Raw genomic sequence first — 26,517 nt, 5'->3', positions numbered from 1 at the left:
TACCCCTCCGAATTACTTTACATCCCTTTTAAAATTTAATGACTTATCAATTGTTATTATTGTATTTCCATGGTCATCAGTTGCAAAGGTAATTTCATTCATAATCCCTTTGTTGTATCTGAAGAAAATTTGGTCTTTTTCACTTCTCCAAATTACAACATGATCTTTTCTTTCTGCTACAAAGGAAGTTTGATGATCTGGATTTTTTTCTAAATAAACCTGGATAAAATTTGATGCAGAATGATGTATAAAAAGCTCACGATCTTCTTTATCATTAGGAACTGTATTTTCTAATATATTCCTAATAGCAGTTTCTAATTGGATTCTTGAACCATTTGTAAATTCTTTATCAATAAACTCGTATATTTTATTTGCTTCAACTGCTGGTAATATTTGTACGAGTTGTTCTCTGGCTGATCTTACAACTTCTCTGGTTATGATCTTATTATTTAATATCTCTTCCGCTTGTAAGTATGTCTCTATAAAGAATCTTGCGGGTTCACCTTCTTTTTGTTGCTTATCCATAACAAAAAGGTCAGCTTCTGAATCCTCTGGCTTTTTATATCTAATAATTGCACACTTATGTACTCTATCATTTGAGTCAGGTAATATGTTCTGTAAAACTGATACTGTCAGGTCTATATAATTAATTTGAAGTCCATGTTTAGGGTCTAATTTTATAATAAAAATACATTCTTCACCATTATACTCAATTTCCATTACGAAAAAAGTTCCGCTACTATTTGAAGTAGAATTTTTCATAATCTTAAAAAGGTTTTCGGTTAACTCTCTCGATAATACTAAGAAATTTTCATCATTTTTATTCTCAAAATATCTATTTATTTTGGTTTTAACAGTTGCATCCGAATCTATAAATTTGCAGCTTTTTGTTGATTTCCCATGTCTTGTATCTGTAAAATGAGTCTCAAAAAAATTATCGATTATTTCGTTTGCTTCTCCTAATGGAAATAGTTTTTTTGAAGTATTTGGATCAGAATAGTCAAGGTCTAAAACATTAATTGCTAACCTGTTAATTTTTATTTTTTGTTCTAAAGTTGCTGTTGAATCTGACAATTCAACTATCCCCTTTCATGACTATTAGACTATTAGTATAATTATACCAACAATTATCATTAAAAAGGCGTAATCGACAAAATTAGACATAAAAACGTGCAACTAATGAGGAAAAGAAATTGAAACAAAATGAAAATGGATATGCACGATTTTGCACCAATGACCAATCCATAGACTTTCAGATTGAGGCACTTAATCAAATCGGAGTGAAAAGATTTATCAAGAGAAAATTGGTGGGATAAAAGATGTGATTATAGCATTGCGGAATGGCTTTAGTATCTATTCGTGGTGATATCGACACTACGACCCCAGTAGGAAAAGCGAAATCACTGCATCGTAAAACGGTATCCAAATGTTTTAAGTTTAGGGGCTTGAAAGGAGAGGACCTATCCCAATGATTCTGCTCAAAAAATGTTCTTTTTGAGTGTCTAAAAGTTGTAAGTTTTGTTCAGTATAGTAAATGTTTATTTTTTCATCTATTTTATTTGTTTTAAGTGTCTAAAAATTAGTATGTAATTAATGTACAAGAAGTTATATGTCTTTTAGACAGGTGTGATTACATTGGGTGAACTCGTTGGATAGGCAAGAGTAAGTACATTAAACCAGAATTATTCCCTACAGTGGATAAACTAGAAAAGTATGGCTGTAAAAAGCATTGGAATATATAAGGCTATATCTATGAAAATGTCACTCAAGTGAGCATCCTTTCTGCAATTTCTACAAAAATTGGATTAGAAAAGATTTCTTCGCTTATCATATCGTGTGCATCTTTACAGTGACGGTTAAAATTACTAGCAGATTTAAACTCGTTGCAGATAGGGCAAGGAATCATCCCGTCACGTTTCCATTTCGTCAGTACAAATCGGCTTTTATTATATTTCTGGACCTGCTCTTCCGTCGGTGTAACCTCTTTATCTTTTAGTTCCTGTTCTATCATTAACCGCATAGCTTTGCTGACAGATAGATTTAAACTATCGCAATACGCTTTAAATTTTGTATCTAAGCTAATCGGCAAACGGATCGTAATGGTTGTTGTTTGCTCTTGCTCTTTTGGCTCTTCAGCAAATTTCTCCAAGTAACCCATACTACACCTCTCCTCTCACCTGTATTATGTTAGTCGTATAGGAAAAAAAGCAATTAATATGACAATATATTTTTGTTAAAAAATACAATTATCACACAATAGACACTTACGTCTAAAAAATAGATAAATAGGTTACAATTCTGTCGGCGGCAGAACAAGCTGCTTTTTCCATGTTCACTCTAAACGGACAAAGTTGAAGGTGTCATAACTTTTAAGATTTGACACCGAAAAGTGAAAGGAATAAAATAAAGGTAGTGAAAGGTGTCATAACTCATGGTCAAAAGTAAAGGGGTGAAAAGCTATGAAATATGGATATGCTCGGGTATCAACTTTACATCAAGAATTGGAATCACAACTCCAGGCGTTGATGAAAGAAGGCTGCGACAAAATTTATTCGGACAAATTCACTGGAACGAAAACAGATCGACCGCAGTTCTCTAAGCTGCTACAACAATTACAGGAGGGTGATACTTTAGTTGTTACCAAGCTGGACCGATTCGCCAGGACAACTGCAGACGGCATAAACACCATTAAGGGACTGTTTGAACGTGGAATCAAGGTTCATGTACTTAATATGGGTTTAGTGGAGGACACACCAACAGGGCGGCTTATATTGAATGTCATGTTAGCGTTCGCAGAGTTTGAAAGGGATATGATCGTAGAACGGACACAGGAAGGAAAGGCAATCGCAAAGCAGCGTGATGACTTCAGAGAGGGCAGGCCCAACAAGTACACGAAAAAGCAGATTGCACACGCCTTGAAGCTGCTAGAAACCAATTCATACAAACAGGTTGATGAAATGACAGGCATAAGCAAAAGTACGTTGATAAGGGCAAAAAGAAAGGATAGAGGGATTAAATAAAAAAAGATGGATAAATTTAGCGTCGAATGATGCTGGCTAACTTTCGGTAATACACCAGAAAACTACATTAAGTTTGTACAATCACTGATGGTGATTTATGGGATTAGGATAATGAAGAAAATTAATAAATAGATTTTTAAAATTGAGTATTGTTTGTATAGTCTCAACATAATAGTTGAGGCTTTTTGAGTTCCTTTAACCTTCTGAATTAATATTCATCACATTGGAGTTATTGAAAAATTGGAAGAGATTTAATTAAATGATGCACCAAAGAAGGAATAGAACTGGCAAAGGTACAAGAAAATGACATTTCTAAAACAATTCTCTTAAAACGGAAAATTAATTATTATCAGGTAGAGGTCCACCATCTAGGGCCTTGTTCACTATTTTGTCAACTGTTATAAAAGGAGTTGATAGGTTCACTCCGAATTTAATTAAGTGTTGAAAAATTATTGTATAAGGAGAATTCTATCATGGTACAGAGAGATTTAAGTAAAAGAAAATTACCCCCAGTGACACTATTTGCAAACATATATTTAAAGACTACGGTCCTCCTTCTTTTCTTTATTTTTGTCACTGTTAGTGCCATCTTTGCTTTATTAGGACTAAAAATTCCTCCTTATATTTCCTTAACGATTACGGTTTCGTCTATTTTGTATGCAATTGCTGACTTTTGGGAATTTGGCATTGATTATGGTCAAGACGTAATGGAAAAGCAGAAAAGAAAGGGGTATCGAAATGGAGTAAACCAAAACCATATCCTTACACTTGAAAAAGGAGTTAGGAAATATCGCTTAGCCAGTGCGCTTTCTTTTGGCATTGTTCCTTTCGTCTATTGGTATCTCAATGCTTTTGAAAGGGAAAGCTTTTTGGTGAACTTTCTCATAGGGTAGCAATTTAACAACTTTACTACCTTAATCGGATTTGCTATTTTTTTGCTTATGTTAACGATCAAATCTTTTAGGGACACTTCTAAAAAAATTGATGGGGGGATCGTTTTTTTAACAATGAACAATTTCAATAAAATGAGAGAGTTTCGAAAAAACGACACAAAAAAAGGAAAATGAGATGTTTTACTTAGTAAGAGCCAAACTGGGAGCAATTTGCGCTTAATTTGCCGGAATCTCAACTCATGTTAGAGGAGGGGTGGCTGGGGGTATGTGGGTCCCATAGGCCCCCCTTGCAGATTTAAATATCGTGTCGGGGAATTTTTTATCCAAAAAAAACGTAACCTCCAAATATTGTAAATCGATATTTTGAACACGCCTTATTAAACTATTGCACCCTATAGTTTAACTAGATTATTTTACAATCTCTAATATACTTTCAGTTATTACAGGAATGCTGCCCCGTTAGCGATATAAGATAAAAAGGACCTCACGAAAGTGAAGCCCCTTTGAATGCTTCTTAAAGTCGATTTTACACAAATCGGAATTACGTTTTAAGTAGTGATTAACCTAACTACAAATATAGTGCCACTACATTGTTAATATCCTAAATTTCTATAAGCACTTTGTCCGCACTACTCTTATCTATATTTTTCGCTTCTAGATCCTGCCCTGTATCTACAATCCCATTCGTGTATATGCCAATTATATTGTTTATGTTATCTAAAACAGATCTAAACTCATTAAAGTTAATATCTGCATAGTTATTTAAAATATACTTAGAGAACATATCTTTGCCATAGTATTTAGATGTATCATATTTATCCTCTTTTGTGAATTTCCTACCACTAATTTCATATGAAAGTGTAATGTCCTCAAATAAGTCTTCTATATCACATTCTGACTTCCCATCAATTAGAGGTACTGTTAAAAGGTATAAATTATCTATAAGATCAACCATGTATCTACTATCTAGAATTTCTCTTTTTTTAGCATCAAGGCCTGCATGATTAAGAAATAAACCCAAAGGTTTATTCTTCCCCTCATTATCGAAGATTAAAATTACGGGGTTTTTTGGTAAAGTGTTGCTAATTTGCTTAAAATAAATTAAAAAATTAGGCGTATTTTTCTTAGCAGTAAAGAAATCATATATATTGTTTAGTGCACTTCCCCCATCTTGATAAATCCCCAGAAAGTATTTTAGTCTCTTTGTTTTCTTTAGAAAGGATACTTTAAACTCAAATGAACCATCACTATTTTTAGTAATTAAATTTGGATATTCACTGTGGAGATTTTTCAAAGCTGATTTTAAATAAACTATATCAGTTTTACCTTCCGTAACAATCAGCGGCTTAGAATTTGCAAAAAAGTATTTATAAAATAAAAACTTTTGATATTGTAGTTCTCTCGAAAGTAAATTTCTAAAACTTTTAGGTTTAATACCATTTTTCTTGTTATTGTACCTAGTTAATTGATTTATAAAGGCGAATCTGCCCTCTAATTGATTGAGGCTGGCTACTTCACCATTTATCACGAACTTTCCTTGTTTGTAGAGATGATGAGCCATTGCTCTAGTTTCTTTGTAATAATCTCTATTTACATTTAATTTCTTATTAACAACAATTCCAGTTACCACCTGTCTGGAATCCTTAAGTTGTAACCTTTTCTTATCTTCATTAATCGAAAATCCAGCTCGTATTAACTCTTTAGATATTTCTATATAAAACTCATTTTGTAAACCTAGGAAATTTTTATCATTAGTTGAAAATGTTAAGTCATCGGCATAACGTGTATAGTCCAACTTATATTTTTTTGAGATTTTCGATAATCTGTAGTCAAGTATCTCACAAATTAAGTTTGAGATGATTGGGGAACTCGGGGCACCTTGTGGTAGTTTTCCTTCAAAACAAGATATTTGTGCTATAACTGTGGCTACTTCAATAGGTAGTAAGAATTTATTATTCTTATTAAAAAAACCTCTGACACGGCCAAAATGGATACTTCCAAAAAAATCCTTTAAATCGATATTTAAAACTAGCCTTTTATTTCGGTGAACTTCTGCGTTTGTTATAATGCTCTTGTCTATTTCAAATGCATGAGAGATATTATTTTTTTTCTTGGATTTCTTTTTCATGTGGCTATGTAAAGCTTCTGCAAGTTTTCTTTGGATGTCTTTAAGTTCTTCTAGCGGTGCATTAATCTTGCGAACACCACCGTTTTTCTTAGGTATTTCAAATGAAGTGTATAAATTATTTATGCCTTTTACATACAATACGTAACTAAGTTGTTTCCTAGAAACATTCAAAAAATCCGCAAGTTCATTTCGTGTTTTTATTCCATCAAATTCCATCATATGAAACTCCCTTATAGTTAAACGTGTGGCTACTCATTATGCGGATAAAATCGACCAAATCGATAAATATACGATCATGTTAAGTTAGGATAGGAGAAGCTAATGTTCCCACCATTTTTGTCAACACTTGCGAAACACAAGCGAAAAAATCTAGCCACACGTAAATAACATTATACAATATTTCATATTAAAAGTTATAGAAAACTTTTAATAAATACAATATAGAACCAAAGTGTTTGGTTACTTGTTCCACCAACCTGCTTCTTTAGCACAATAAGAAAATGGGATCACCGCAGCCATCCCATCTTGTTACATGTGTATAAATATCCGATTTGTCTATTCACCTACTACTCCATCACCATCTCGGTCGTCCATAAATTTATAGAGCCATGAATCTCTCGTAATTGGCATTTTAAAGCCAGCAGCTTTGGCTTCAGCGATCGTAACCTTTCCATTATGATTGGTATCCACCTTACTAAGATCTTCATTGCTACTTACCGTTGCGTTTGCCGGTGGCGTTGGTGGCGTACTACTCGTACCTGTCGTTTTCCCTAAATTTTTGTTCACTTCATCTGGGTTTACATTGTCAAATTCATCTGTAATGGATCTGCCCTGAATTTTGTATGTGAATTTATAATGGTTAGGAATTTGCGTCTGAGTACTTGGATATGAAATAACTGCTACGAAATCGGTACAACCTCCTGCATCTCGAATCACTTTTTCCATATAAGCTTGATCGCCGTGCCTATTGAGAATGCTGTCCTGAGGTGTAATGTTATATGCGTTTGATACTCCTCCAAGTGAGTCAGCAATCACATGCCCTTTATCCAAGTTTGGACTCTCTGTACCAGGAACATTTGCTTCATTAGAGTAATATCTACCTGATGGCAAAACATGATCAGTATTCGGATTTTGTATGATTATATTTTTTGCCTCAACACGAATTAGCTGTCCATATTCATTTGTAAAAGCCCAATATTCCCTGTCGCCAAACCCGACATCAACTCTGACATTCGGCTTTCTATAACCTGACATATCTCCGCCATCTACTACAATTAGTGTATATTTACTGTAGTCAAAGTCACCATTAACACTTGTTATCGTTGGTGTACTAGTGGCAGGAACGCTTGGACTAACTGCGCTTTCACTAGTCGTTTTTGCAGCTTTATCGTCAGGTGTATTTTTTTTGCTTTCATCCGCAGCTGTTGTCTTTTTGCTTACTTCCGGAGTTTTATTTTTTTTGATTTCCGTATTATTTTGTTGTGAACAACCAGTAAATAAAATAAGTAAGGAAAGGAGTAATAAAATAATTCCCCATGGTTTTTGATACCATTTTTGTTTCATATTGCACCTCTTTTATAATTGAATTAATAAGCCCTTCTCATTTATTTGAGAGGGGCATATTAAAACAAGTAAATTACCTCATAAGTCTATTAATTCTCACATGCATAATTATCATGATCTCGGTCCATTTTAGCCTGGTATGCAGGATGAGTGGAAGGTACACCATTAGGATATTTCTTTCTTAAATCAGTACAGTTGGCAAAGAACTCTGACCCTCCACTAGAAGTAGTCGAACTTGCTGAAGTCTCCGCTTGTGCTTTAGCATCAGCCTCTGCCTTTGCTTTAGCATCAGCCTCTGCTTGTGCTTTAGCATCAGCCTCTGCCTTTGCTTTAGCATCAGCCTCTGCTTGTGCTTTAGCATCAGCTTCTGCCTTTGCTTTAGCATCAGCCTCTGCTTGTGCTTTAGCATCAGCTTCTTCTTTCGCTTTGGCTTCAGCTTCTGCCTTTGCTTTAGCCTCAGCTACACCCTGTTCCTTTTTTTTCTCTTCTTTCTTTGGTTCAGCATTTCCCTCTTTGCTAGTTGTTTCATTTGATGAACAAGCTGCAAGGAAAACTAATAAAAATGCCATAAATACGTAGGTTAGTTTTTTCATAAATTGTCCCCTTTTTGTAAATATCTGTAGAAATACCAATGCTATTATACTACTAAAATACGTCAAAAAACGAATGAATTTATAAAATTAAAAAGGATTCCAAGCTAAAGTTGAAACCCTTTTAATCTTAACTTCAACAAATTAATATTCCCTATATGATAATCCTAATGTTATTAACCTTGTTATGGTAAAACTCCTTATTCCATTAAACTCCGTTAGTTGAAAAAGAATAAAATCCTCATATATTTCTTTAGATGAGCTAGGTCTCAGGATGGATTATTAAGCTTATAGTTCAAAGTTGAGAAAAAATTATTAAATATATATATAAATGAATTTTTGAATCAAATTTGACGCCAAAAACCATTTTTGAGGGCAGAAATCGCACTTATTAATCAAAATTAGGCGTCAAAAGTGAATTTTGGCGATTTAACTTTTAAAAGTATATGAATTACTCTTAAAACAACGATAATAAAAGGAGTGATTCACATGATTCAATTGGTAAATGGTGTACAACTTTTTTCGGTTGCAATGGATGGGGATTCTTTTGAAGATACTATTTTTCAGTTAGCCTTTGAAGACAACGAGTATTTTAATAAAACCATTACAATGGATTTTTTGCAGGTTAACGTTGTAGATTTCGGTCCCATGTGGATATTGGTCATAAAAGATGTTTCATATGAAGAGTATTTAGATGACAAAACTCAATATCTCAGGATTATGCGTGAGATTCGGAATCGGATTGCTCCTTTTATGAAAGAAATGTATGGATTTGATGAAGAGGAAATAATACTGGGTGATCATGAGAGTATGATATATGAATGTAATAGCTGCAATTAGTATTGGTCTGATATATGTATAAGCTCCTCCGTACAGGTTAAAGGCAGTTTGTACAAAAGTAAGAAACCTATCCACCGAGTCATGTAAAAACCACGATTACCAGCGAGACATTATCAATCATTGTTGGTTTTTGAATAAGAAACAGAAAACTACCTATGAGTTAGACATGGCAGGGCTTTTCTATTATCGAGCCGATCAAGTGCAGGTGAAATATAGAAACCTACCGAGTACCGTCATTTGTCGAATGGAATTAAAAGAAGGGTGGATGCTTCCATCCTTTTATTTTGTAATAATTAGTGTTTGTGAATGCAAGAAGAGTGGTTAAAAATTGAAGCGACTATCTAGGTCTAAAGGATTATAATGAAATTATTAAAACTTTAATCTTAGAATGTGGGGTTAATCATGGCTTTAATACTTTCTCAACGAATCGATTATGAGTCAGATTATAAAGATGTTCCTTTTGAAGTTTATCATTATCCGAAAAGGTACTTTAACCAAATAAATATGGGGGATCCTTTTATTTATTATCAGGGAGATAGGAATAAAAGAGAAAACCGGTATTACTTTGGTTGTGGGGTTATTGGTGAAATTAATCCTTCAGAAGATGGGGAGCATTATTATGCAAAAATTATCAATGGGATAAAGTTTCCTAAGATAGTTCCGATCTACAATCCAGATGGTGGGTTCTTTGAATCTATTGGTTATTCCGAGGTTAGGAAAAAGGAAAGACCTCCGTGGCAGAGCTCAATACGAAAAGTATCAGAAGAAGCCTTTAAAAATATTATTAATTCGTCAGGCATAAATTATGAAGCCGTAAGCGGGTTATTTGATATCGGGACACTGGAGTTAATTAAGGAGTCAGAAAGAAAAGTATTCCGAAAATTAACTAGTGATTATTCTGAAAAGGAACTTGAGGATCTAATGGAAAATGCAACGGAACAAGAGATCGAGAAGTTTATTTCAAAGCTCGATGGATCGGGATTCCTTGAAATTAAACAAGTATTTCAGAAGATCCGTAAAGCTAGCCGCAAAACCACTGAATCTTTAAAGGAACTGTATAATCATAGTTGTCAGCTATGTGGAGCTAACCATTTCTATCCATATGGTGTTAATGTGGTAGAAGCACATCATATAGAATTTTTTTCTAAGACCCAAAATCACCAGCCGAATAATATAATCATCTTATGTCCAAACCATCATCGTTTAATTCACGCAGGTAGAGCAGTATTTGATAGAGAGAGAAACGTATTTGCTTACGCTAATGGGTATGAAGAGGTAATAAAAATAAACAAACATTTATAATTTAGGGCATGTCCATTTTTTTAACTACAGAAGGATATCTTTGCCCCATTAAATTCTAGGGGTCTTTCTATGGTGGGCTTTTCATTGTGGCATGTTGGTATGCCAGACTTGATTTCTTATTGATTGAGCTTCTTTTGGTTTCCCACCAATCTATATCTCTATCTATCGCCAATTTCTGAACCTGCGAAAAGTCTATTCCTTCAATATAACTCTCCTTATTGAAGGGGGCTTTACTCGAGAAAGTCAATTATGGGACCTAGTTGGTCCTTTTTATTTTATTTCTATAAAGAATATATGTTCGTTTATAATAAAATGAGAGAATTTAATTGTGATATGCGACTGCGAAAAAAGAAATGATTGTTTAGCATTAGGAAGCCTATTCATAGAGGGAGTGGGCTACTTAGCCATTGTTGTTACATCATTCAATTTATTAGTTATTTTAGCAATAGGTGTACCAGAAAGGGGAGTTTGATTAATGATTGTAACCTTACAAATTATTTACAGATCAGGGGCAAGTGGCAGCAAAATATTACAAAGGGGCAGTTTCACATTAAAAGGTAAACAACCTTGGGAGGTCGCATATGATTGGTGGACAAAGGTGCAACGGGAAATGCATGTTGATAGTCTGGAACAGGTTTTGTGTGATGGTAAGGACATAACGCAGCAGATAGAGTATATAGACATAAAAAATAGGCGGCAATAGCCAGCCTATTTTAGTATGTCGTAACTATGGCCGGAACCTGGGTTTATTTTGTGGTTAAGGGAGTGGGTATTCTTTTCAAGTCTGTTAAAGGTACTAATTCATAGTGGAATTTGTTTCGTTTCTCTTGTATTTCGCAATAATCGTTAGAGTAGATATAAACAATTACGTATTCTTTTCCAGCAAACCAAACGTGTTCTCCTACCATAACTTCACCTCGATCTTCTTTATTAACATAAAATATTTTATAATTTTCCGATAAATATTGCGGTTACATTAATCACAAATTTGTAAAAATAATCTAAAGGTAGCCTAAACGCCTGGGGTGACTTTGCCTCGTTTAGAGGATTAACAAAAGATACCTTTTCACACACGAAGGGGCTTTTATTGTTATAGGAGCTTTTTGAACTTAATAGGGGGAATGGCGGTCATAAAAGTAGTAGCGGTGACAATTGCATTCAAGTCTTCAGAAAGCTATAGTTCAGTTGTGACAACAAATTACCTCTGGTTCTGCTATATTTGTGCCTAGCAATTATTTTAAGGTGAGTATTTTTCTGAATATTATGTTATAATTTGGGTAAAATTAAATTAGGAAGGTAAAATAATGAGCTTAGTCCAAACAATAGATAAACTACCGAACACTCTTTATCATGGGACTACAAGTAACCATGTTAAAAACATTGCTTCCAGAATTGACTTAAACGCATGCATGCCTCAAACGGATTTCAGTAAAGGCTTTTATCTAACTTCGAATTTTGAGCAAGCAAAAGTATGGGCGGAAAAGAAGGAAAAAGCTCACAATATTATTGAACTTGGTAAAGCTAAACGTGATTCGGATTATATACCTGATATTGTAAAAGGGGTAATAGTTCACTTTGACGTTGATTTAGAAGGATTAAGCTTTTTGAATGGTCTTCATTTTCCGAAATGTACTCCTAGGTGGGCAAATTTTGTTTATGCAAACAGGTCAGAGAAAAGCATCTATGAGTTGGAATTAGAGCTTCAAGACTTTAACAATAGGGAATTAACTTGGGATTATGTATATGGTCCATTAGGTGATGGAAGCATCATGGGCTTGACTTATAAAGTAGATGATGGTGAAATGACTTTAAAAGAATTTTATCAAGAAATACAGAATGATAAATATATTGAAAATAAGTATGATCAACTTTCTCTTCATACAAGAAGTGCACTGGAATTCATTGAATACAAAAAGGTGGTGTTAACTCATGCATATGGAAGAACAAGAAAAGTTACTTCAGAAATATAACGAAAAAGTTGTTAAGGAAGTTCGAATTCGCTTGGGTATTCCCAGTAAAGAAGCGCAAAGATTGCTTGAGGAATCACCATATATAGATTTAATTGACAATGATCCTGAGTTAGTCATGCATTATCCTCCAAGATATTGGGTAGATAAACTTTTAAATTCTCAATTTATTTTAGCTTAGGCTCTCAATATATAGAGCCTTTTTTTGTTTTATCAAATTGTTATTTTACAGGAGTAAAGGGAATGGAGTATTAGGCGTACAAAATGAAAAATAAGATATATAGTCTGGATCAGTTTTATATAGTTATAAATAAAGCTGATTGCAGGATGAAGGGTATGTCACTATACAAATTCCGAACCTAGTCCTGGTGGTGGTGTAGATATAACGGCTGGATCGGAATGGGCTTTGGTAATCCTTGAATTATTTACTAAGAATATAAAAGTAAATTATATGGGAGTAAGGAAAGTTCCCTACCTAAAGAATATAAGGTGAACAAAAATACATCCATAGATAAATTTGTTTTACTATATTCAGCACACCGCACATGAAGAGTGCTGGAACAATGTTGGTGGTTGGTGGCAAGTTGGTGGCAAAACTGAACATACTGCCACCAATCTCACCCATTGAAATCATAAATTGAAAAATACATGCTTATTAAATCAACAATTTCAGGATATATCTGTTATAATTCTATTTACTTTACCACCTTGACAGGGTGGGGGAAAAGTCCGTTAGATGTTTTATGGTAGCAAATATATAAAATAGTTAGAAAAGACCATGGCAACAAAAAAATAGGCAAGAGATTAACTCTGCCTTTAAAATTTTCAATTTATTGAACTATAAACGATTGATAGCTTTCATTTTTTTTTATATTGATAACCATTATATTTGTTTGGTGATAGATTATTTTCCATATTAATCTTGTATTCCATGCCCGGTATGATATATGGTTTTATCATTTCAAACATTTTATTTGCTGATGGTGTCATGACCTTTATTTTGTAATAAGTACCGTACTTTTTCATTGTGGTCTTTTTTACTTTGCAATCCAGGTCAAATTTTTCCTTTAGAAACTTAATCAGTAATTGATTTTCTTCCAATGTAAATCCTTGGGTACTAAATTCACAAACACGCCTATAAATACGCCATATTCCACTTTTGTTATAAGAATAGCTTTTCACTAGACATCCATCATCCATATACCAAAGAGCTAATCCTTCTACTGTTAGCCAATTCAACCATTCTGTTGTTACTTTTTTCTTTCCTTTTGGATAAACAATCTTTATTATCTTTGTTAAAAATTTGTCTCGGTGTGTTTTCAATGAGTAATTGGTATTTGGATTTTTTGGACCACTCGGTTTAATCTCGGCTATATGAAATTTAAACATTGGTTCAATTAATTTGGATTTATAAAGTAAGTAATCTAATTGTTTCTCTGAATGTTGAATCCTCAAAAAAGCATTAGCTCCTCCGCCATAGGATAAACTCCCGTCACCTAAAAGCATACCGGAAAGAATTCCTTTAAATCTATCCATTCTGATCCCAACCTCACATTCATGAAAGATTATAAATCTTATCCCTTATCATGATGATGGATCGAAAACTTAATCTTCAAGTTGAGGAATCCCCCTGCCAGAATTAATGCGTCTGTCCACATTTTTTTTATTAATAGTTCCCCCAAAACCTCCCCCAAATAGTGGGGGGATAATACATTTTATTACAAAGCAGAATACAAATAAAAAACCCCAGAACCATTGATTTAACAATGTTTCTAGGGTTTCTTTAATGCCTTTTACAAAGCATTTTTATTAACGAGAGTAGAACTCAACGATAAGTGCTTCGTTAATTTCAGCAGGTAATTCAGAACGCTCTGGTAAGCGAGTGAATGTTCCTGTTAATGAATCAGCATCGAAAGTTAAGAAATCAGGAACGAAGTTGTTTACTTCGATTGCTTCTTTCACTACTTCAAGGTTGCGAGATTTTTCGCGAAGGCTGATTGTTTGACCAGCTGATAAACGGTATGATGGAATATCTACGCGAGAACCATCAACAAGAATATGACCATGGTTAACTAACTGACGAGCAGCACGACGAGTGCGAGCTAGACCTAAACGATAAACAACGTTATCTAAACGAGACTCAAGAAGAATCATGAAGTTTTCACCGTGTTTACCAGATAGTTTACCTGCTTTGTCAAATAGGTTACGGAATTGACGTTCAGTAACACCGTACATATGACGAAGCTTTTGTTTTTCTTGCAATTGCAATCCATATTCAGAAAGCTTTTTGCGTTGGTTTGGACCATGTGGTCCAGGAGCGTAAGGACGCTTTTCTAATTCTTTACCTGTGCCGCTTAGAGAGATTCCAAGACGACGGGATAGTTTCCAGCTTGGGCAGGTATAACGAGCCATGAAAGACTCCTCCTTAGTGTTTTTATTTTGGTAAAATAAAAACCGTTATGAGTCAGCAATAAAGGTCATTTTGTTTTCATGCACCTTCGCCCTAGCAGCAGAGGGTTACAAGATACACCGTCATAACTTAAGTATGAGGAACAAAATGAATCCAATAAGGCGTTCATATAGGCTGCAATATTTTACACAAAGAGTATTATATTACTTTTATTGGGTATTAGTCAAGTGTAAGTTTGAATTTCTTAGGTTTATCCTTTAAATACTTTGAATAACCATACTCTTTAATATTCACAGATAGATTGTAATGCTTATGGTATAATAAAAGTTAAATATATGAAATAACTTTGAAATTTTTAAAAAATTTCAAATTCATTTAAATATAACTACTCGAAATAATGGTATGGTATTGATATGAGGTGAAATCTGTACCAAAATAGGTGATAATCGTATGGAAGAGCTCGAGAAAAAGTTAATACTTCAACTTAAGGATTGCTTTGTTGAGTTGATCGATGATGATTTCGAAGTCTTTCACTTTGAAAGGTTTGTTGAGGAAACATTAAAAATTTTTCTTAACATTTTAGGTGTTGAAGCAGTTTCGATATACAAATTAGAAGAATGGAAACGTCAGTTTGAATTAGTAGGGTTTATACAGGAGAATGAAGCACCTCCTCCAAAAATCATTCCAGGAACAGTGCTGCCAAATTTTATAAATAATAGTATGTTGCTTCAAAAAGGTAATCTTCCATCGGAATTTCAGGATTATAGTTTCCTTATTAAAATGATAAAAAAGACTGAAGTAACAGGCTTTATTGCCATTAAAGATAAAAATGGTTCCAATATAAATAAATTTACGGATGAGGGATTAAAAAGAATAGGATTTGCATACGGTTTGTACTTTGGAAAAGTTCAAAATATGTCGGATATTATTTTAAAAGAAAAAAAGTATAAGCAATTGTATGTGGTCACTGAAAAGTTCCATTCATCCATGAACATGGACAATTTATTAGAAGAAATTGTCCTCTCACTACAAGAAGTATATCCAGGTTTTTCGTATTATTTATTACTTTCGCAAGATAATCACAATCGCAGCCAACTGCCTATTCGAGACCTGGAATATGATAATGAGAACAACATAGCAATGGAAGCGTATGTTACAGGTACAGTTAAATTTGAAAATTCGATGCAGCAATCTACTCTTTATGCTCCCCTTAAAGGGAAGCAGGGAGTGTATGGTGTTTTAGTTGTCAATGCTCCGAATATGGTTATTTTTCCTAAAAATGAAATTGAGTTTATTACATTGCTTGCCAATACAGCTGGCAGCGCATTGGAGAATGCCCAATTATATCATCAATCGAGAAAGTTGATCGCCGATCTGCAATTAATTAATGAAACTTCCCACTGCCTTAATTCAAATCTGCGATTAAGTGAAACGATTCATTACATGTCAAATCAGATTATGAAATCCTTCAGTGCGCAGGAGGTTGGCTTTTTTTTATATGCAACCAACGAAAATATTGATAAAGTTTTACCCGGCTCAACAGCTTTTTTCTCGACAAAAGAAGCACAAACCTACATACATTATGTGAAAGAAACGATTGAAAAAGAGCAGGAGTCATTATTTATTGGGGATTTACCATTGTCAATGCAAACTGAAACATTATTCCGTTCTGTAATGGCTGTCCCGATGGATCTTGGCGGTCAGTTAAAAGGGATTGCCATCGTGATGCATCAGAAACCATATTTCTTTTCGTTTGAAACATTTAAGCTGTTACAATCTTTAATCCACCATTCAACACTTGCCTTTACTAATTCTATGCTTCGTGAGGAATTAGAAAAGATGATCATCACTGATCATTTAACGAAGCTTCATTCACGAAATTATCTTGATGAAAAAATTAATCGCTCGATGAAGGAAGATGAACAAGGTACGTTTATTCTTATTGACATTGACGATTTTAAACGTGTCAATGATACCTTTGGTCACCAAGTTGGTGATGAGGTACTTATTCAAGTTGCGAACTTAATAAAAGGTAATATTCGTGAAAATGATGTAGGTGCCCGCTGGGGCGGAGAAGAATTAGCGATTTATTTACCAATGGTTTCACTTTCAGCAGGAGAGGCTATTGCAAAAAGACTTGTGGAAAAGGTAGATGAACATTCAAATCCTCATGTAACAGTGTCATGCGGGATTTCCTACTGGAATAAGGACCACACCGATACATATAATTACCTATTTAAAAGAGCAGACGAGGCCCTTTATGTAGCTAAAAGGACAGGAAAAAATAAGGTTGTAACCCAAGAAGACAGCATTAAAGCCAGTTAAAAAAGGTCAGCCCCCGTACCCAATGATGGTAACTGAGGGTTGACCTTTTTGTTTAAAGACTTTGCACTAATATTTCAACAAATTCCTCCAGTTTCTGTTGATCCAGTTCATTAAAACGATTCTTTTCAGGAGAATCAATATCTAAAACTCCTAACAGATTCCCATCCTTTAGTAACGGAATAACAATTTCAGATTGTGAAGCGGAATCACAGGCTATATGACCAGGAAAAGTGTTAACATCTTCCACACGAATCGTTTCTTTTTTTAATGCCGCTGTTCCACATACACCTTTTCCTAAAGGAATTCGTATACAAGCAGGGAGACCCTGAAAAGGACCTAGTACAAGTTCTCTATCGTTTTCCATTAAATAAAAGCCTACCCAATTAATCCGATCGAGAAACTGATTTAAAAGTGCAGATGCATTACTTAAATTGGCAATTTGATTATGTTCATCATGGACAAGTGCCTGCAATTGTTTTTTTACTAATTCATAATTCCCTAGTTTATCTTTGTTGTAATTTTCGACATTAAACATGTTTTTCACCTATTTCTTTTGGAATTCACTTTCTATTTTAGCAAAAATAGCTGAAACTAGCTAAAATTTGTCGAGAAAATCTTGAAGGAATAGAAGCATAAAAAAAGAAAATATAAAACAGGGAGAATTTCACCCTAAAAGGAGGATAGCAGATGAAGAAAAATTCAAAGGAAGCAATTGTTCACGCAGCCGTGTCGTTGTTTAATACAAAAGGATATTCTGGAACTTCCATTCGTGATATTGCAGCTAAGGCCAAAGTAAATCCAGCCAATATTTCCTATTATTTTCAAAATAAACATGGTTTATTAGAGTATTGCTTTACGTCTTTTTTTGAGCAATATATGGTTAAGATTGAAGAAGGCTTTGCTTGCATTGATCATGGAGCAACCTTTTGTTTAAAAAAAATAACTGCTAACCTGTTGAATTTTCTTTGTGATAATATCCAGCTGACAACCTTTATTTTTAGAGAAATGTCTATTGATTCTCAATTAGTAAGGGAAATAATGGCCACTTACTATACCAAAGAGAAATTTTACCTGCAAAGGGTTTTGGAAAAAGGAATTGAACAAAGAGAATTCCACCGTCACTCCATTACCTATATGATTGTACAACTTAAAGGTTTGTGGATTATGCCTTTTTTGAATACAAATTATTTAAGAGAAGTATTATACGTTTTTCCGAACGAACGCTTTTTCGCTGAAAAATATGCGCATGATGTCTACAAATGGATTGATGAAGTATTATGCAGAAAAGAAGCACTGATTTCATAAAAATCGTGAGGATGGATCAAGGATAATACCTTTGAATCATCCTCATTTTTCATTCAGGGCTATTCCACTATTTACCATTCAGAGCATCTGTGTTAAATTTTCATTGCAATTAAATTTTTTGCTTACTTTATTTAAAAAGTTGAATTTAAATAGTCAAAAATTGTCGGTTACATGGTATCATAAGTACATTGAATTGAACTTATTGATTTTACATTTACATAGATCATGTTGGATTAAGTGACGATGTTGGTTTGAACAGGAGGCTTTACGTGTGAAGTACATCATTGGATTGGTTGTCGTTATACTCGTAATGATAACGGTAGGGTATTTTATTAAGAAAAAGTATTTTAAGGAAATGGATAGGCTGGAAGCCTGGAAGCTGGATATTACAGATAGACCTGTTCGTGATGAGATGTCCAAAGTGAAGCAGCTAAATATGACCGGACAAACTGAGGAACTTTTTGAACGCTGGCGGAGCCAATGGGACGATATCGTTACTGTGAAAGTACCAAATTTAGAAGAACTTTTATTTGATGCGGAAGAATATATTGATCGGTATCGATTTGGAAAGGCAAAGGAAGCTCAAAAACGAATTGAGAATAAATTGCAGGAAATTGAAGAGGAAATAAAAAGCATTCTTAGTGAATTAAATGATTTGGTCGGAAGCGAAGAAAAAAATAGGGTTGAGACCGAACAATTAAAAGACTCTTATCGGGAAGCAAAAAAGAATTTACTCGCCCATCACCATAGTTTTGGGAAAGCAGAAAAATATCTAGAGGCACAGTTAAATGAAGTAACAACTAAATTTCAGGAATACGAAGAAAAGACCAGAAACGGGAATTATTTAGAAGCACGCGAAACAGTGCTGCACACCAAAGCCCAACTGGAAAACATAAAAAAACAGATGGAAATGATCCCGCAATATTTAATCGAATGCCAATCCATTCTTCCTTCTCAATTATCAGATATCCGTGATGGTTTTCTTGAAATGGTAAAGAAAGGATACTATTTGGAACATATTCAATTGTTGGATGAAATTCAAGACTTGGAAGAGAACATTAAAACCTGCTTAAATAATGTGCAAGAAGCAAATTTAGAGCAGGCAGACGAAGAAATGAAAGAGATTAGGACAAGAATTGATGTACTTTTTGACCTTCTAGAAAAAGAGGTTCACGCCAAACATTTTGTGATACAGAATGAAGAGGCAACGAATGAGCTTTTAAATACAATTCGTAAAGAGAATGATCAGCTTAATAATGAATTGATGGAAATTCAGCAAAGTTATCATTTAACAGAAGCAGATTTTGAAACACAAATGCAGCTTGAAAATGAATTGTCATCATTGTATAAGCGTTTTGAAATTCTTTGTGAAAAAGTCAAAAATAACGAAACTGCGCTAACAGCTGTGAGGGAAGAACTAACGGAAATAAAAGAACAGTTGGACGCTGTAAGAGAAGAGCAACACAACTTCTTTTTTAGATTACAGGCACTTAGAAAAGATGAAATAGAAGCAAGAGATAAAATCCTTGAATTAAGTAAAAAAGTCAGTGAAGCTGTAAGGGGAATTTCAAAAAGCAATCTTCCTGGAGTACCAGAGGAATATAAATATCTCTTTCAAGATGGGAAGGAAAGCATTGATAGTGTAAAAAAGCAGCTTGATGAAAAGCCACTTGATATTTCTTCCGTAAATCAATATCTGGAGATTGCCGTCCTGACAGTGGACAAACTCATTAGTGCCACTTTTGAATTGTTGGAAAATGCAATGCTTGCCGAAAGAGTAATCCAATATGGAAACCGCTATCGCAGCCAATACCCAACAGTCTCTCAGGCCTTAGATGAAGCTGAAAAATCTTTTCGTAATTATGACTATCAGAACGCACTGGAACAAGCAGCAACATCAATTCAATCAATTGACCCCGGAGCAATAAAAAGGATTGAAAAGCTTGTTTCAAAAGAAGAAATTCTTAATTAAAAGCTTAAACCGATTCAGCCAAATGGTTTGAATCGGTTTTTATTTTTGATAAGATGTTCTTATGAAATTTGGAAATGAGGGCTTTTTCGCTCTACGGTTTTCATTAGAAGGTGGAAGACCATGATATATTTTGATAACAGTGCGACAACAAAACCATACCCAGAAGTCCTTGATTCCTTTATAAAGGTCTCAAATGAATATTATGGTAACCCATCCTCATTGCATGGATTGGGCGGACGCTCAGAACAACTCCTTACACAAGCAAGGGCACAGATAGCCAGCATTTTAAAGGTGAATCCATCGGAAATCTACTTTACTTCTGGGGGAACGGAAAGTAATAATCTGGCGGTTAAGGGAACAGCCTTTATGCATAAGAATAGAGGCAAGCATTTAATTACGACAAAAATTGAACATCCTTCCATAAGTAATGCGATGGAACAGCTTGAACAAATGGGATTTGCCGTTACATACTTACCAGTTGATCAATATGGAGTCGTCAGGGTTGAAGATGTTGAAAAAGCCATTCGACCTGATACCATTTTACTATCAATCATGTACGTGAATAACGAGATTGGTACAATTCAGCCTATTAACGAAATCGGTAAACTGCTCAAAAAGTTTCCCAAGGTTATATTTCATGTCGATGCTGTTCAAGCTGTCGGGAAAATGACGATCGATTTAAAAGAGATGGGGGTCGATCTTTTTTCAGTATCCGCCCATAAATTTCATGGATTAAAAGGAGTAGGAGCCCTGTTTATTAAGGATGGGGTAAAACTTTCTTCACTAAATTCAGGCGGGAATCAAGAAAATAATATTCGTAGCGGTACGGAGAATGTTGCAGGAGCTGTAAGCATGGCTAAGGCTCTTAGAATTTCAAATGAAAAAATCCAAAAAAAAAGTAAATCGCTACAAGAAATACAAAAAACATTAGTTAAGCGACTTAGTGAAATTTCTGGTATTACCATTCATACAAGTCCTGAACGAGCAGTGTCCTATATTCTCAACTTTTCAGTAGCATGGATGAATGCTGAGACCTTTATTCATGCACTTGAACTGGAAGGGATTTATGCATCAACGACAAGTGCCTGCTCGTCAAAACGAAAAACACCAAGTAAAACACTTCTTGCCATGGGTGTCTCCGACCAATTGGCCCAAAGTGCAATCAGGGTCAGCCTCTCCTTCGAAAACACCTTGGAAGAAGTGTTAACATTTATTGAAGTCGTGAAGAAAATGGCTAATCAATACGGAAAGGTAAGAATGTAAATGAATTATGACCGCATACTGATTCGTTATGGGGAAATTTCTACAAAGGGACGAAATCGTCATCAATTTGTTGAAAGGCTAAGAAGAAGCATAAAGGATGCCCTTCAATCATATCCAATGGTTAAAATAGAAGCTGGCCGGGACCGGATGTTCATTCTTTTAAATGGAGAAAATAGTACTGAAATCATCAAGATCCTTCAGAAGATTTTTGGAATACGGTCATTTAGTCCTGCAGTAAAAGTTGAAAGAGATATTGAAAAAATCAAACAGGCTGCAGATGAATTATTTCGGAATCTTTACCATTCAAAACAAACCTTTAAAATTTCGGCTAAAAGAGCGGATCGAACATTCGAATATAACACAGATGATATCAATCAAATTCTGGGTGCACACATCTTAAAGAGTTTTCCAGAATTAAAGGTTGATGTAAGAAATCCAGTTGTTAACCTTGAGGTTGAGATAAGAGCTGAGGCAGCTTATTTGTCCGCTGAAACGATTTTAGGTCCTGGAGGGCTTCCAGTCGGTTCTAGCGGCAAGGCCATGTTAATGCTTTCAGGAGGACTAGACAGCCCTGTAGCAGGATATATGGCAATGAAACGAGGGATGGAGCTTGAGGTTGTTCATTTCTTCAGCCCGCCCTATACGAGTGAACGTGCCAAACAAAAAGTCATTGATTTAACAAAAAAGCTGTCTGAAATTGCAGGTACATTGACACTTCACATTGTTCCATTTACCAAGGCACAGGAAGCAGTAAGTAAACAAATACCAGAAAATTATGTTATGACAACAACGCGGCGCTTAATGCTGCGGATCACTGATGAATTAAGACGTAAACATGAAGCTCTTGCGATTATTACAGGCGAAAGTCTTGGGCAGGTTGCAAGCCAAACGCTTGAAAGTATGTATGCCATTAATGAAGTAACCACTACGCCTATTTTAAGGCCTTTGATAATGATGGATAAAACGGATATAATAAAAATTGCGCAGGAAATTAATACCCACGATATTTCTATAAGGCCTTTCGAGGATTGCTGTACGATCTTTGTTCCTGCATCACCGAAAACAAAACCGAGAAGAGAAAAAGTGAATTTTTATGAGAGCTTTATGGATTTTGAAGTCTATATTCAAGAGGCTGTAAATAACAGTGAAACAATGATCATAAAGCCTGATTCATCTACAGAAGCCTCATTTAATGAGTTATTTTAATTTGACATTAATTTTTCACATTTATTATAAATAATGCGAATAATTACCAATGTTATTTAAGAATGAAGCCTTGTGATTCTACACATTCTATACTCACAAGGAGGTGAGAATCACATGAGCAATAACTCAAACAACTTATTAGTGCCAGGAGTAGAGCAAGCCCTTGATCAAATGAAATATGAAATTGCTTCTGAATTTGGTGTACAGCTTGGTGCTGATACAACTTCACGCGCTAACGGTTCTGTTGGTGGTGAAATCACAAAGCGCCTAGTGTCTATGGCACAACAACAATTAAGCGGCGGTTCTTTCCGCTAAGCTAAAAAACAAATAATATGGCTACAAAGAGGACAGGTTATCCTGTCCTCTTTTTACGTTGGTCTCAAAAAAATTCCAATTATTCCGAAAATTTTGTATAATATTCATGAAGCTTGTATTAAGGAGGAAAATAATGAGGAAAGAAGAACTAATTGCTCCCAGAAAATATAATCTAGTGTCAGAGGTCGAACGTTATGCAACGGATCCAAATAGAATTGCTTTAAAATGGGTAAGCGAATTTGGAGAAAAAAAGCAGATTACATATGAACAACTAATGAAAAAAGTAAACCAAATTGGCAATCTATTTTTAAAGCTGGGGCTAAGAAAATCAGACGTTGTTTTAATCATGACACCGCGCCTGATCGAGGCATATGAAGTATACCTAGCCGCCCTAAAGGTTGGACTGGTGGTAATCCCCTGCTCAGAAATGCTCCGTGAAAAAGACCTGCTTTATCGAATTAATCACGGGGATGTCAAAGCTGTTATCAGTTATAGTGACTTTGTCGATCAATTTGATAGTATTTCCTCTATACTTAAATTCTCAATTGGTCAAAAGGTTGAAGGATGGTATTTTTTAGAAGAGGAAATAGAAAACGTTTCCAACACTCTAGAAGCAGCTGATACGAACCGTGATGACATGGCCTTTTTATCCTATACATCAGGGACAACTGGCAATCCTAAAGGGGTTGTTCACACGCATGGATGGGCATATGCCCATTTAAATACCGCTGCACAAAACTGGATGGGTATTGAAGAAGGTGATACAGTTTGGGCCACGGCTGGACCTGGCTGGCAAAAGTGGATTTGGAGTCCTTTTTTATCTGTTTTAGGTTCCGGGGCTACTGGATTCGTTTATCATGGGAAATTTGAACCAAAGACCTATTTATCTCTTCTTGAAAAATATCAGATCAATGTTTTATGCTGTACGCCAACTGAATACAGGTTGATGGCTAAAGTTGAAACTCTAAACGAATACCGTTTGCCACATCTGAAAAATACCGTTTCAGCAGGGGAACCATTGAATAGAGAAGTAATCGACACGTTTAGAAAGTATTTTGATATTGAAGTCCGTGATGGTTATGGTCAAACTGAAAACACTTTGTTAGTTGGAATTACTAAAGGGATGAAATTAAAGCCTGGTTCAATGGGCAAGCCAACTCCAGGAAACCTCGTCGAAATCATCGATGAAGAAGGAAATATTTGTCCGCCAGGAGAGGTAGGAGATATTGCCGTTCATATTAATACTCCAGCTCTTTTTAAAAATTACTACAAGGACCCGGAAAGAACCTCACGTCAATTTCGTGGTGAATATTATCTCACAGGAGATAAAGCCAAAAAGGACGAGGATGGTTATTATTGGTTTGAAGGACGGGGCGACGATATTATAATAAGTTCAGGTTATACGATTGGTCCTTTTGAGGTGGAAGATGCTCTTGTAAAACACGGCTCGTAAAAGAATGTGCAGTTGTGGCAAGTCCAGATGAGATCCGCGGCAGTATTGTAAAAGCATATATCGTACTGCAGGATCATGTGATCTCTAATGAGGACCTAACGAAGGAGCTTCAGGATCATGTAAAGCGTTTAACCGCACCATATAAATATCCACGAAAAATTGAATATGTCGCAGAGCTTCCTAAAACAACTTCAGGTAAAATCCGACGTATTGAGCTAAGGCAAAAAGAAATAAAAACAACATAAATCCATAAAAACCTTATCCAGCAGTGGATAAGGTTTTTTGTCATTATAAAAAGTTCTTTTTTACTTTTTCCCAGAAAGAATTATCTTTAAGTTTGACTGTTTTTATCTTTTTATCACTAAGTTTTACTTGGATTTTTTCAACGTGTTGAATGCTTAGGGCTTCGTTGTCCATTCCCATTGTTGGGTGGTCATTTCCTTCTGGAACAACCTTAAGTGTTAATGTACGATCTTGGGCCAAAATAAAGGATGAACCAAGTGACCGGTAGCGGTTGCTGTTTACAGAGGCCAACTCGCTTATTTGCATACAAGGAATTAAAGGATCGACAACTGCTCCGTTAACGGATTTATTATAACCAGAGCTGCCAGTAGGTGTTGAAATAATCAAACCATCCCCACGGAACGTTTCAAAATGCATATTATCAATAAAAACTTCCATTACCAATGTTTTGATGATTCCTGATTGGACACTAAACTCGTTTAAGCAATTAAAAGAAGTCACTCCATCAACAGTTACCTCAATAATGGGACGACGCCAAACTTGTAATTGATCATATTCGACTGCTTCAATTAATTTTGATGTTTCATTCATATGAAAGTCGCAATAAATACCAAGACTGTTTTTTGTTGAAACGCCTGCATATAGGCAATCATCACGAAATCCAGTTTTTCTTACAGCCTGAAGGAATGTACCGTCACCGCCGATGCTGGCAATAATATTGGCTTTTTTGTAATCCTTAACGATTGTAAAACCATAACGATCAGCTAATTCAGAAAGCTGGGATGCTGTAGCGATCATTTCAGGGTCTTTTTTGTAGTAAAAATAAATGTTACGTCGATTATCCATATATAGTCCTCCCGAGAGTAATTTAATTATAAAAGGATGATTTGATGAAATATTCCTAATTGATATAATATTATCATTTTTTTAAAAAAATAAAAATAATTTCTATTCAAAGATTATTAAAGAATTTTAAATACCTTTATGTAAGGTAATGAGGTTTATTTTTCTCCTTACAGAAGATACTAATAGAGTGAAAGGTTGTGAACGAATTGAAATGGCTGATCATTGTACTCATCATTCTTTTGTTCTTATTCATCCTTATCATTTTTTCAAAAATTACAATCTATCTAAATTATTATCATCATAAAGATGATGATAATTTAAAAGTTGAAATTAGGCTTTGGTTTGGATTAATTCGCTTTAAAAAACAAATTCCGCTTATTAAAGTAGACGATAATTCACCAAGCATAATTCTCAAGGATACGGAAATAAGTAATGAGGAAACAACTAATAATGACAATGTAAAGAAGATTACGCCAGAAAAGCTAATTAATAGTTTGAAAAATTTTAAAGAAATCCTTGAGCATGTGTTTCAGCTGAATAGCATTGTAAAGAATTTCTTCAAGAGAGTATCGATTCAAAAGTTTGAATGGCAATCTGCGATAGGAGTGGGGGATGCTGTGTATACCGGGGTTGCGGCTGGGGCGCTCTGGTCCGTCAAGGGGGCGATTATCGGTGTATTAAGTAATTATTTAAGAATGAAAGAGATGCCCAAAATAATGGTACATCCCAATTTTCAACAGATGATCACCAGCACTGATTTATTATGTATGTTTCAGTTTCGAATCGGGTATGCTATGTTGGCAGGAATAAAGATAGTGAAATGGTGGAAGGGTGGACTTCCGCATTTTAAAACCAATAATATGATGACAAGTTGAA

Annotated in this window: 23 protein-coding genes and 1 pseudogene; 15 read left to right on the top strand and 9 right to left on the bottom strand. The window is 34.9% G+C overall.

Going from position 1 to position 26,517, the window contains the following annotated elements; all coding sequences use genetic code 11:
* Positions 1 to 12: 12 nt before the first annotated feature.
* Both RCG17_RS06700 and RCG17_RS06695 read right to left on the bottom strand, forming a co-directional pair.
* Positions 13 to 1,074 carry a nucleoid-associated protein gene (locus tag RCG17_RS06700; protein ID WP_308174459.1) on the bottom strand — a complete coding sequence of 354 codons (1,062 nt, stop codon included), beginning with the start codon at positions 1,072 to 1,074 and terminating at the stop codon, positions 13 to 15.
* Positions 1,075 to 1,765: 691 nt separating this feature from the next.
* On the bottom strand, positions 1,766 to 2,158 hold the full coding sequence (locus RCG17_RS06695) for a hypothetical protein (RefSeq protein WP_308174458.1): 393 nt from the start codon (positions 2,156 to 2,158) through the stop codon (positions 1,766 to 1,768).
* Positions 2,159 to 2,459: 301 nt separating this feature from the next.
* Between RCG17_RS06695 and RCG17_RS06690 the strand changes: the two genes are divergently transcribed.
* Entirely contained in the window at positions 2,460 to 3,020 is a 561-nt protein-coding gene (locus RCG17_RS06690) for a recombinase family protein (protein WP_308174457.1), read from the top strand.
* A 473-nt stretch (positions 3,021 to 3,493) separates the two neighbouring features.
* The gene (locus RCG17_RS06685; RefSeq protein ID WP_308174456.1) at positions 3,494 to 3,913 is read left to right on the top strand and encodes a hypothetical protein; all 420 of its coding nucleotides are present in this window, start codon (positions 3,494 to 3,496) and stop codon (positions 3,911 to 3,913) included.
* A gap of 601 nt (positions 3,914 to 4,514) precedes the next feature.
* On the opposite strand, the gene RCG17_RS06680 is transcribed toward RCG17_RS06685, so the two are convergent.
* The 3 genes from RCG17_RS06680 to RCG17_RS28260 form a co-directional block, all read right to left on the bottom strand.
* On the bottom strand, positions 4,515 to 6,260 hold the full coding sequence (locus RCG17_RS06680; protein ID WP_308174455.1) for a retron Ec67 family RNA-directed DNA polymerase/endonuclease: 1,746 nt from the start codon (positions 6,258 to 6,260) through the stop codon (positions 4,515 to 4,517).
* A 336-nt stretch (positions 6,261 to 6,596) separates the two neighbouring features.
* Positions 6,597 to 7,604 (bottom strand): DNA/RNA non-specific endonuclease, encoded by a 1,008-nt coding sequence (locus tag RCG17_RS06675; protein ID WP_308174454.1) that lies wholly within the window; start codon positions 7,602 to 7,604, stop codon positions 6,597 to 6,599.
* An 89-nt stretch (positions 7,605 to 7,693) separates the two neighbouring features.
* Positions 7,694 to 8,197, bottom strand: a complete 504-nt coding sequence (locus RCG17_RS28260) for an excalibur calcium-binding domain-containing protein (protein ID WP_374120899.1) — start codon at positions 8,195 to 8,197, stop codon at positions 7,694 to 7,696.
* A 486-nt stretch (positions 8,198 to 8,683) separates the two neighbouring features.
* Here RCG17_RS28260 and RCG17_RS06665 point away from each other — a divergent pair, with 486 nt between their 5' ends.
* The 5 genes from RCG17_RS06665 to RCG17_RS06645 all read left to right on the top strand — a co-directional run bounded on the left by RCG17_RS06665 (position 8,684) and on the right by RCG17_RS06645 (position 12,484).
* Complete coding sequence (locus tag RCG17_RS06665) at positions 8,684 to 9,034, top strand: hypothetical protein (RefSeq protein WP_308174453.1); 351 nt, start codon at positions 8,684 to 8,686, stop codon at positions 9,032 to 9,034.
* Positions 9,035 to 9,436: 402 nt separating this feature from the next.
* Complete coding sequence (locus tag RCG17_RS06660) at positions 9,437 to 10,336, top strand: HNH endonuclease (RefSeq protein WP_308174452.1); 900 nt, start codon at positions 9,437 to 9,439, stop codon at positions 10,334 to 10,336.
* A 475-nt stretch (positions 10,337 to 10,811) separates the two neighbouring features.
* On the top strand, positions 10,812 to 11,039 hold the full coding sequence (locus RCG17_RS06655; RefSeq protein WP_308174451.1) for a hypothetical protein: 228 nt from the start codon (positions 10,812 to 10,814) through the stop codon (positions 11,037 to 11,039).
* Between the two features lie 601 nt (positions 11,040 to 11,640).
* Positions 11,641 to 12,306, top strand: a complete 666-nt coding sequence (locus RCG17_RS06650; protein ID WP_308174450.1) for a DUF3990 domain-containing protein — start codon at positions 11,641 to 11,643, stop codon at positions 12,304 to 12,306.
* Complete coding sequence (locus RCG17_RS06645) at positions 12,266 to 12,484, top strand: hypothetical protein (protein WP_308174449.1); 219 nt, start codon at positions 12,266 to 12,268, stop codon at positions 12,482 to 12,484. The genes RCG17_RS06650 and RCG17_RS06645 overlap by 41 nt, the downstream gene beginning before the upstream one ends.
* Positions 12,485 to 13,161: 677 nt before the next feature.
* On the opposite strand, the gene RCG17_RS06640 is transcribed toward RCG17_RS06645, so the two are convergent.
* Together RCG17_RS06640 and rpsD are read right to left on the bottom strand one after the other, a co-directional pair.
* Positions 13,162 to 13,839 (bottom strand): hypothetical protein, encoded by a 678-nt coding sequence (locus tag RCG17_RS06640; protein ID WP_308174448.1) that lies wholly within the window; start codon positions 13,837 to 13,839, stop codon positions 13,162 to 13,164.
* A 273-nt stretch (positions 13,840 to 14,112) separates the two neighbouring features.
* Complete coding sequence (gene rpsD, locus RCG17_RS06635) at positions 14,113 to 14,715, bottom strand: 30S ribosomal protein S4 (RefSeq protein ID WP_308174447.1); 603 nt, start codon at positions 14,713 to 14,715, stop codon at positions 14,113 to 14,115.
* Between the two features lie 448 nt (positions 14,716 to 15,163).
* Between rpsD and RCG17_RS06630 the strand changes: the two genes are divergently transcribed.
* Complete coding sequence (locus RCG17_RS06630) at positions 15,164 to 17,038, top strand: sensor domain-containing diguanylate cyclase (protein ID WP_308174446.1); 1,875 nt, start codon at positions 15,164 to 15,166, stop codon at positions 17,036 to 17,038.
* Between the two features lie 52 nt (positions 17,039 to 17,090).
* On the opposite strand, the gene RCG17_RS06625 is transcribed toward RCG17_RS06630, so the two are convergent.
* Positions 17,091 to 17,573 carry a GAF domain-containing protein gene (locus tag RCG17_RS06625; RefSeq protein WP_308174445.1) on the bottom strand — a complete coding sequence of 161 codons (483 nt, stop codon included), beginning with the start codon at positions 17,571 to 17,573 and terminating at the stop codon, positions 17,091 to 17,093.
* Between the two features lie 152 nt (positions 17,574 to 17,725).
* Here RCG17_RS06625 and refZ point away from each other — a divergent pair, with 152 nt between their 5' ends.
* The 6 genes and pseudogenes from refZ to mbcS all read left to right on the top strand — a co-directional run bounded on the left by refZ (position 17,726) and on the right by mbcS (position 24,797).
* Positions 17,726 to 18,343 carry a forespore capture DNA-binding protein RefZ gene (gene refZ / locus RCG17_RS06620; RefSeq protein ID WP_308174444.1) on the top strand — a complete coding sequence of 206 codons (618 nt, stop codon included), beginning with the start codon at positions 17,726 to 17,728 and terminating at the stop codon, positions 18,341 to 18,343.
* 271 nt (positions 18,344 to 18,614) lie between these two features.
* Entirely contained in the window at positions 18,615 to 20,315 is a 1,701-nt protein-coding gene (gene ezrA / locus RCG17_RS06615; RefSeq protein ID WP_308174443.1) for a septation ring formation regulator EzrA, read from the top strand.
* 120 nt (positions 20,316 to 20,435) lie between these two features.
* Positions 20,436 to 21,578: a cysteine desulfurase family protein gene (locus tag RCG17_RS06610; RefSeq protein WP_308174442.1), complete on the top strand. Its 1,143-nt coding sequence runs from the start codon at positions 20,436 to 20,438 to the stop codon at positions 21,576 to 21,578.
* A complete protein-coding gene (gene thiI / locus RCG17_RS06605; protein WP_308174441.1) occupies positions 21,579 to 22,784 on the top strand; it encodes a tRNA uracil 4-sulfurtransferase ThiI in 1,206 nt (401 codons plus the stop codon).
* Positions 22,785 to 22,898: 114 nt separating this feature from the next.
* The gene (locus tag RCG17_RS06600; RefSeq protein ID WP_308174440.1) at positions 22,899 to 23,099 is read left to right on the top strand and encodes an alpha/beta-type small acid-soluble spore protein; all 201 of its coding nucleotides are present in this window, start codon (positions 22,899 to 22,901) and stop codon (positions 23,097 to 23,099) included.
* A 133-nt stretch (positions 23,100 to 23,232) separates the two neighbouring features.
* Positions 23,233 to 24,797: pseudogene (gene mbcS, locus RCG17_RS06595) on the top strand (acyl-CoA synthetase MbcS).
* A 43-nt stretch (positions 24,798 to 24,840) separates the two neighbouring features.
* Here mbcS and RCG17_RS06590 read toward each other — a convergent pair.
* Complete coding sequence (locus RCG17_RS06590; protein ID WP_308174439.1) at positions 24,841 to 25,641, bottom strand: NAD kinase; 801 nt, start codon at positions 25,639 to 25,641, stop codon at positions 24,841 to 24,843.
* A 197-nt stretch (positions 25,642 to 25,838) separates the two neighbouring features.
* Between RCG17_RS06590 and RCG17_RS06585 the strand changes: the two genes are divergently transcribed.
* Positions 25,839 to 26,516 carry a DUF2953 domain-containing protein gene (locus tag RCG17_RS06585; protein ID WP_308174438.1) on the top strand — a complete coding sequence of 226 codons (678 nt, stop codon included), beginning with the start codon at positions 25,839 to 25,841 and terminating at the stop codon, positions 26,514 to 26,516.
* Position 26,517: the final 1 nt, after the last annotated feature.

Source organism: Neobacillus sp. PS3-12, assembly GCF_030915385.1.
Lineage (GTDB): Bacteria > Bacillota > Bacilli > Bacillales > Cytobacillaceae > JAEVLT01.
This window is presented reverse-complemented; position numbering and strand designations above follow the sequence as displayed.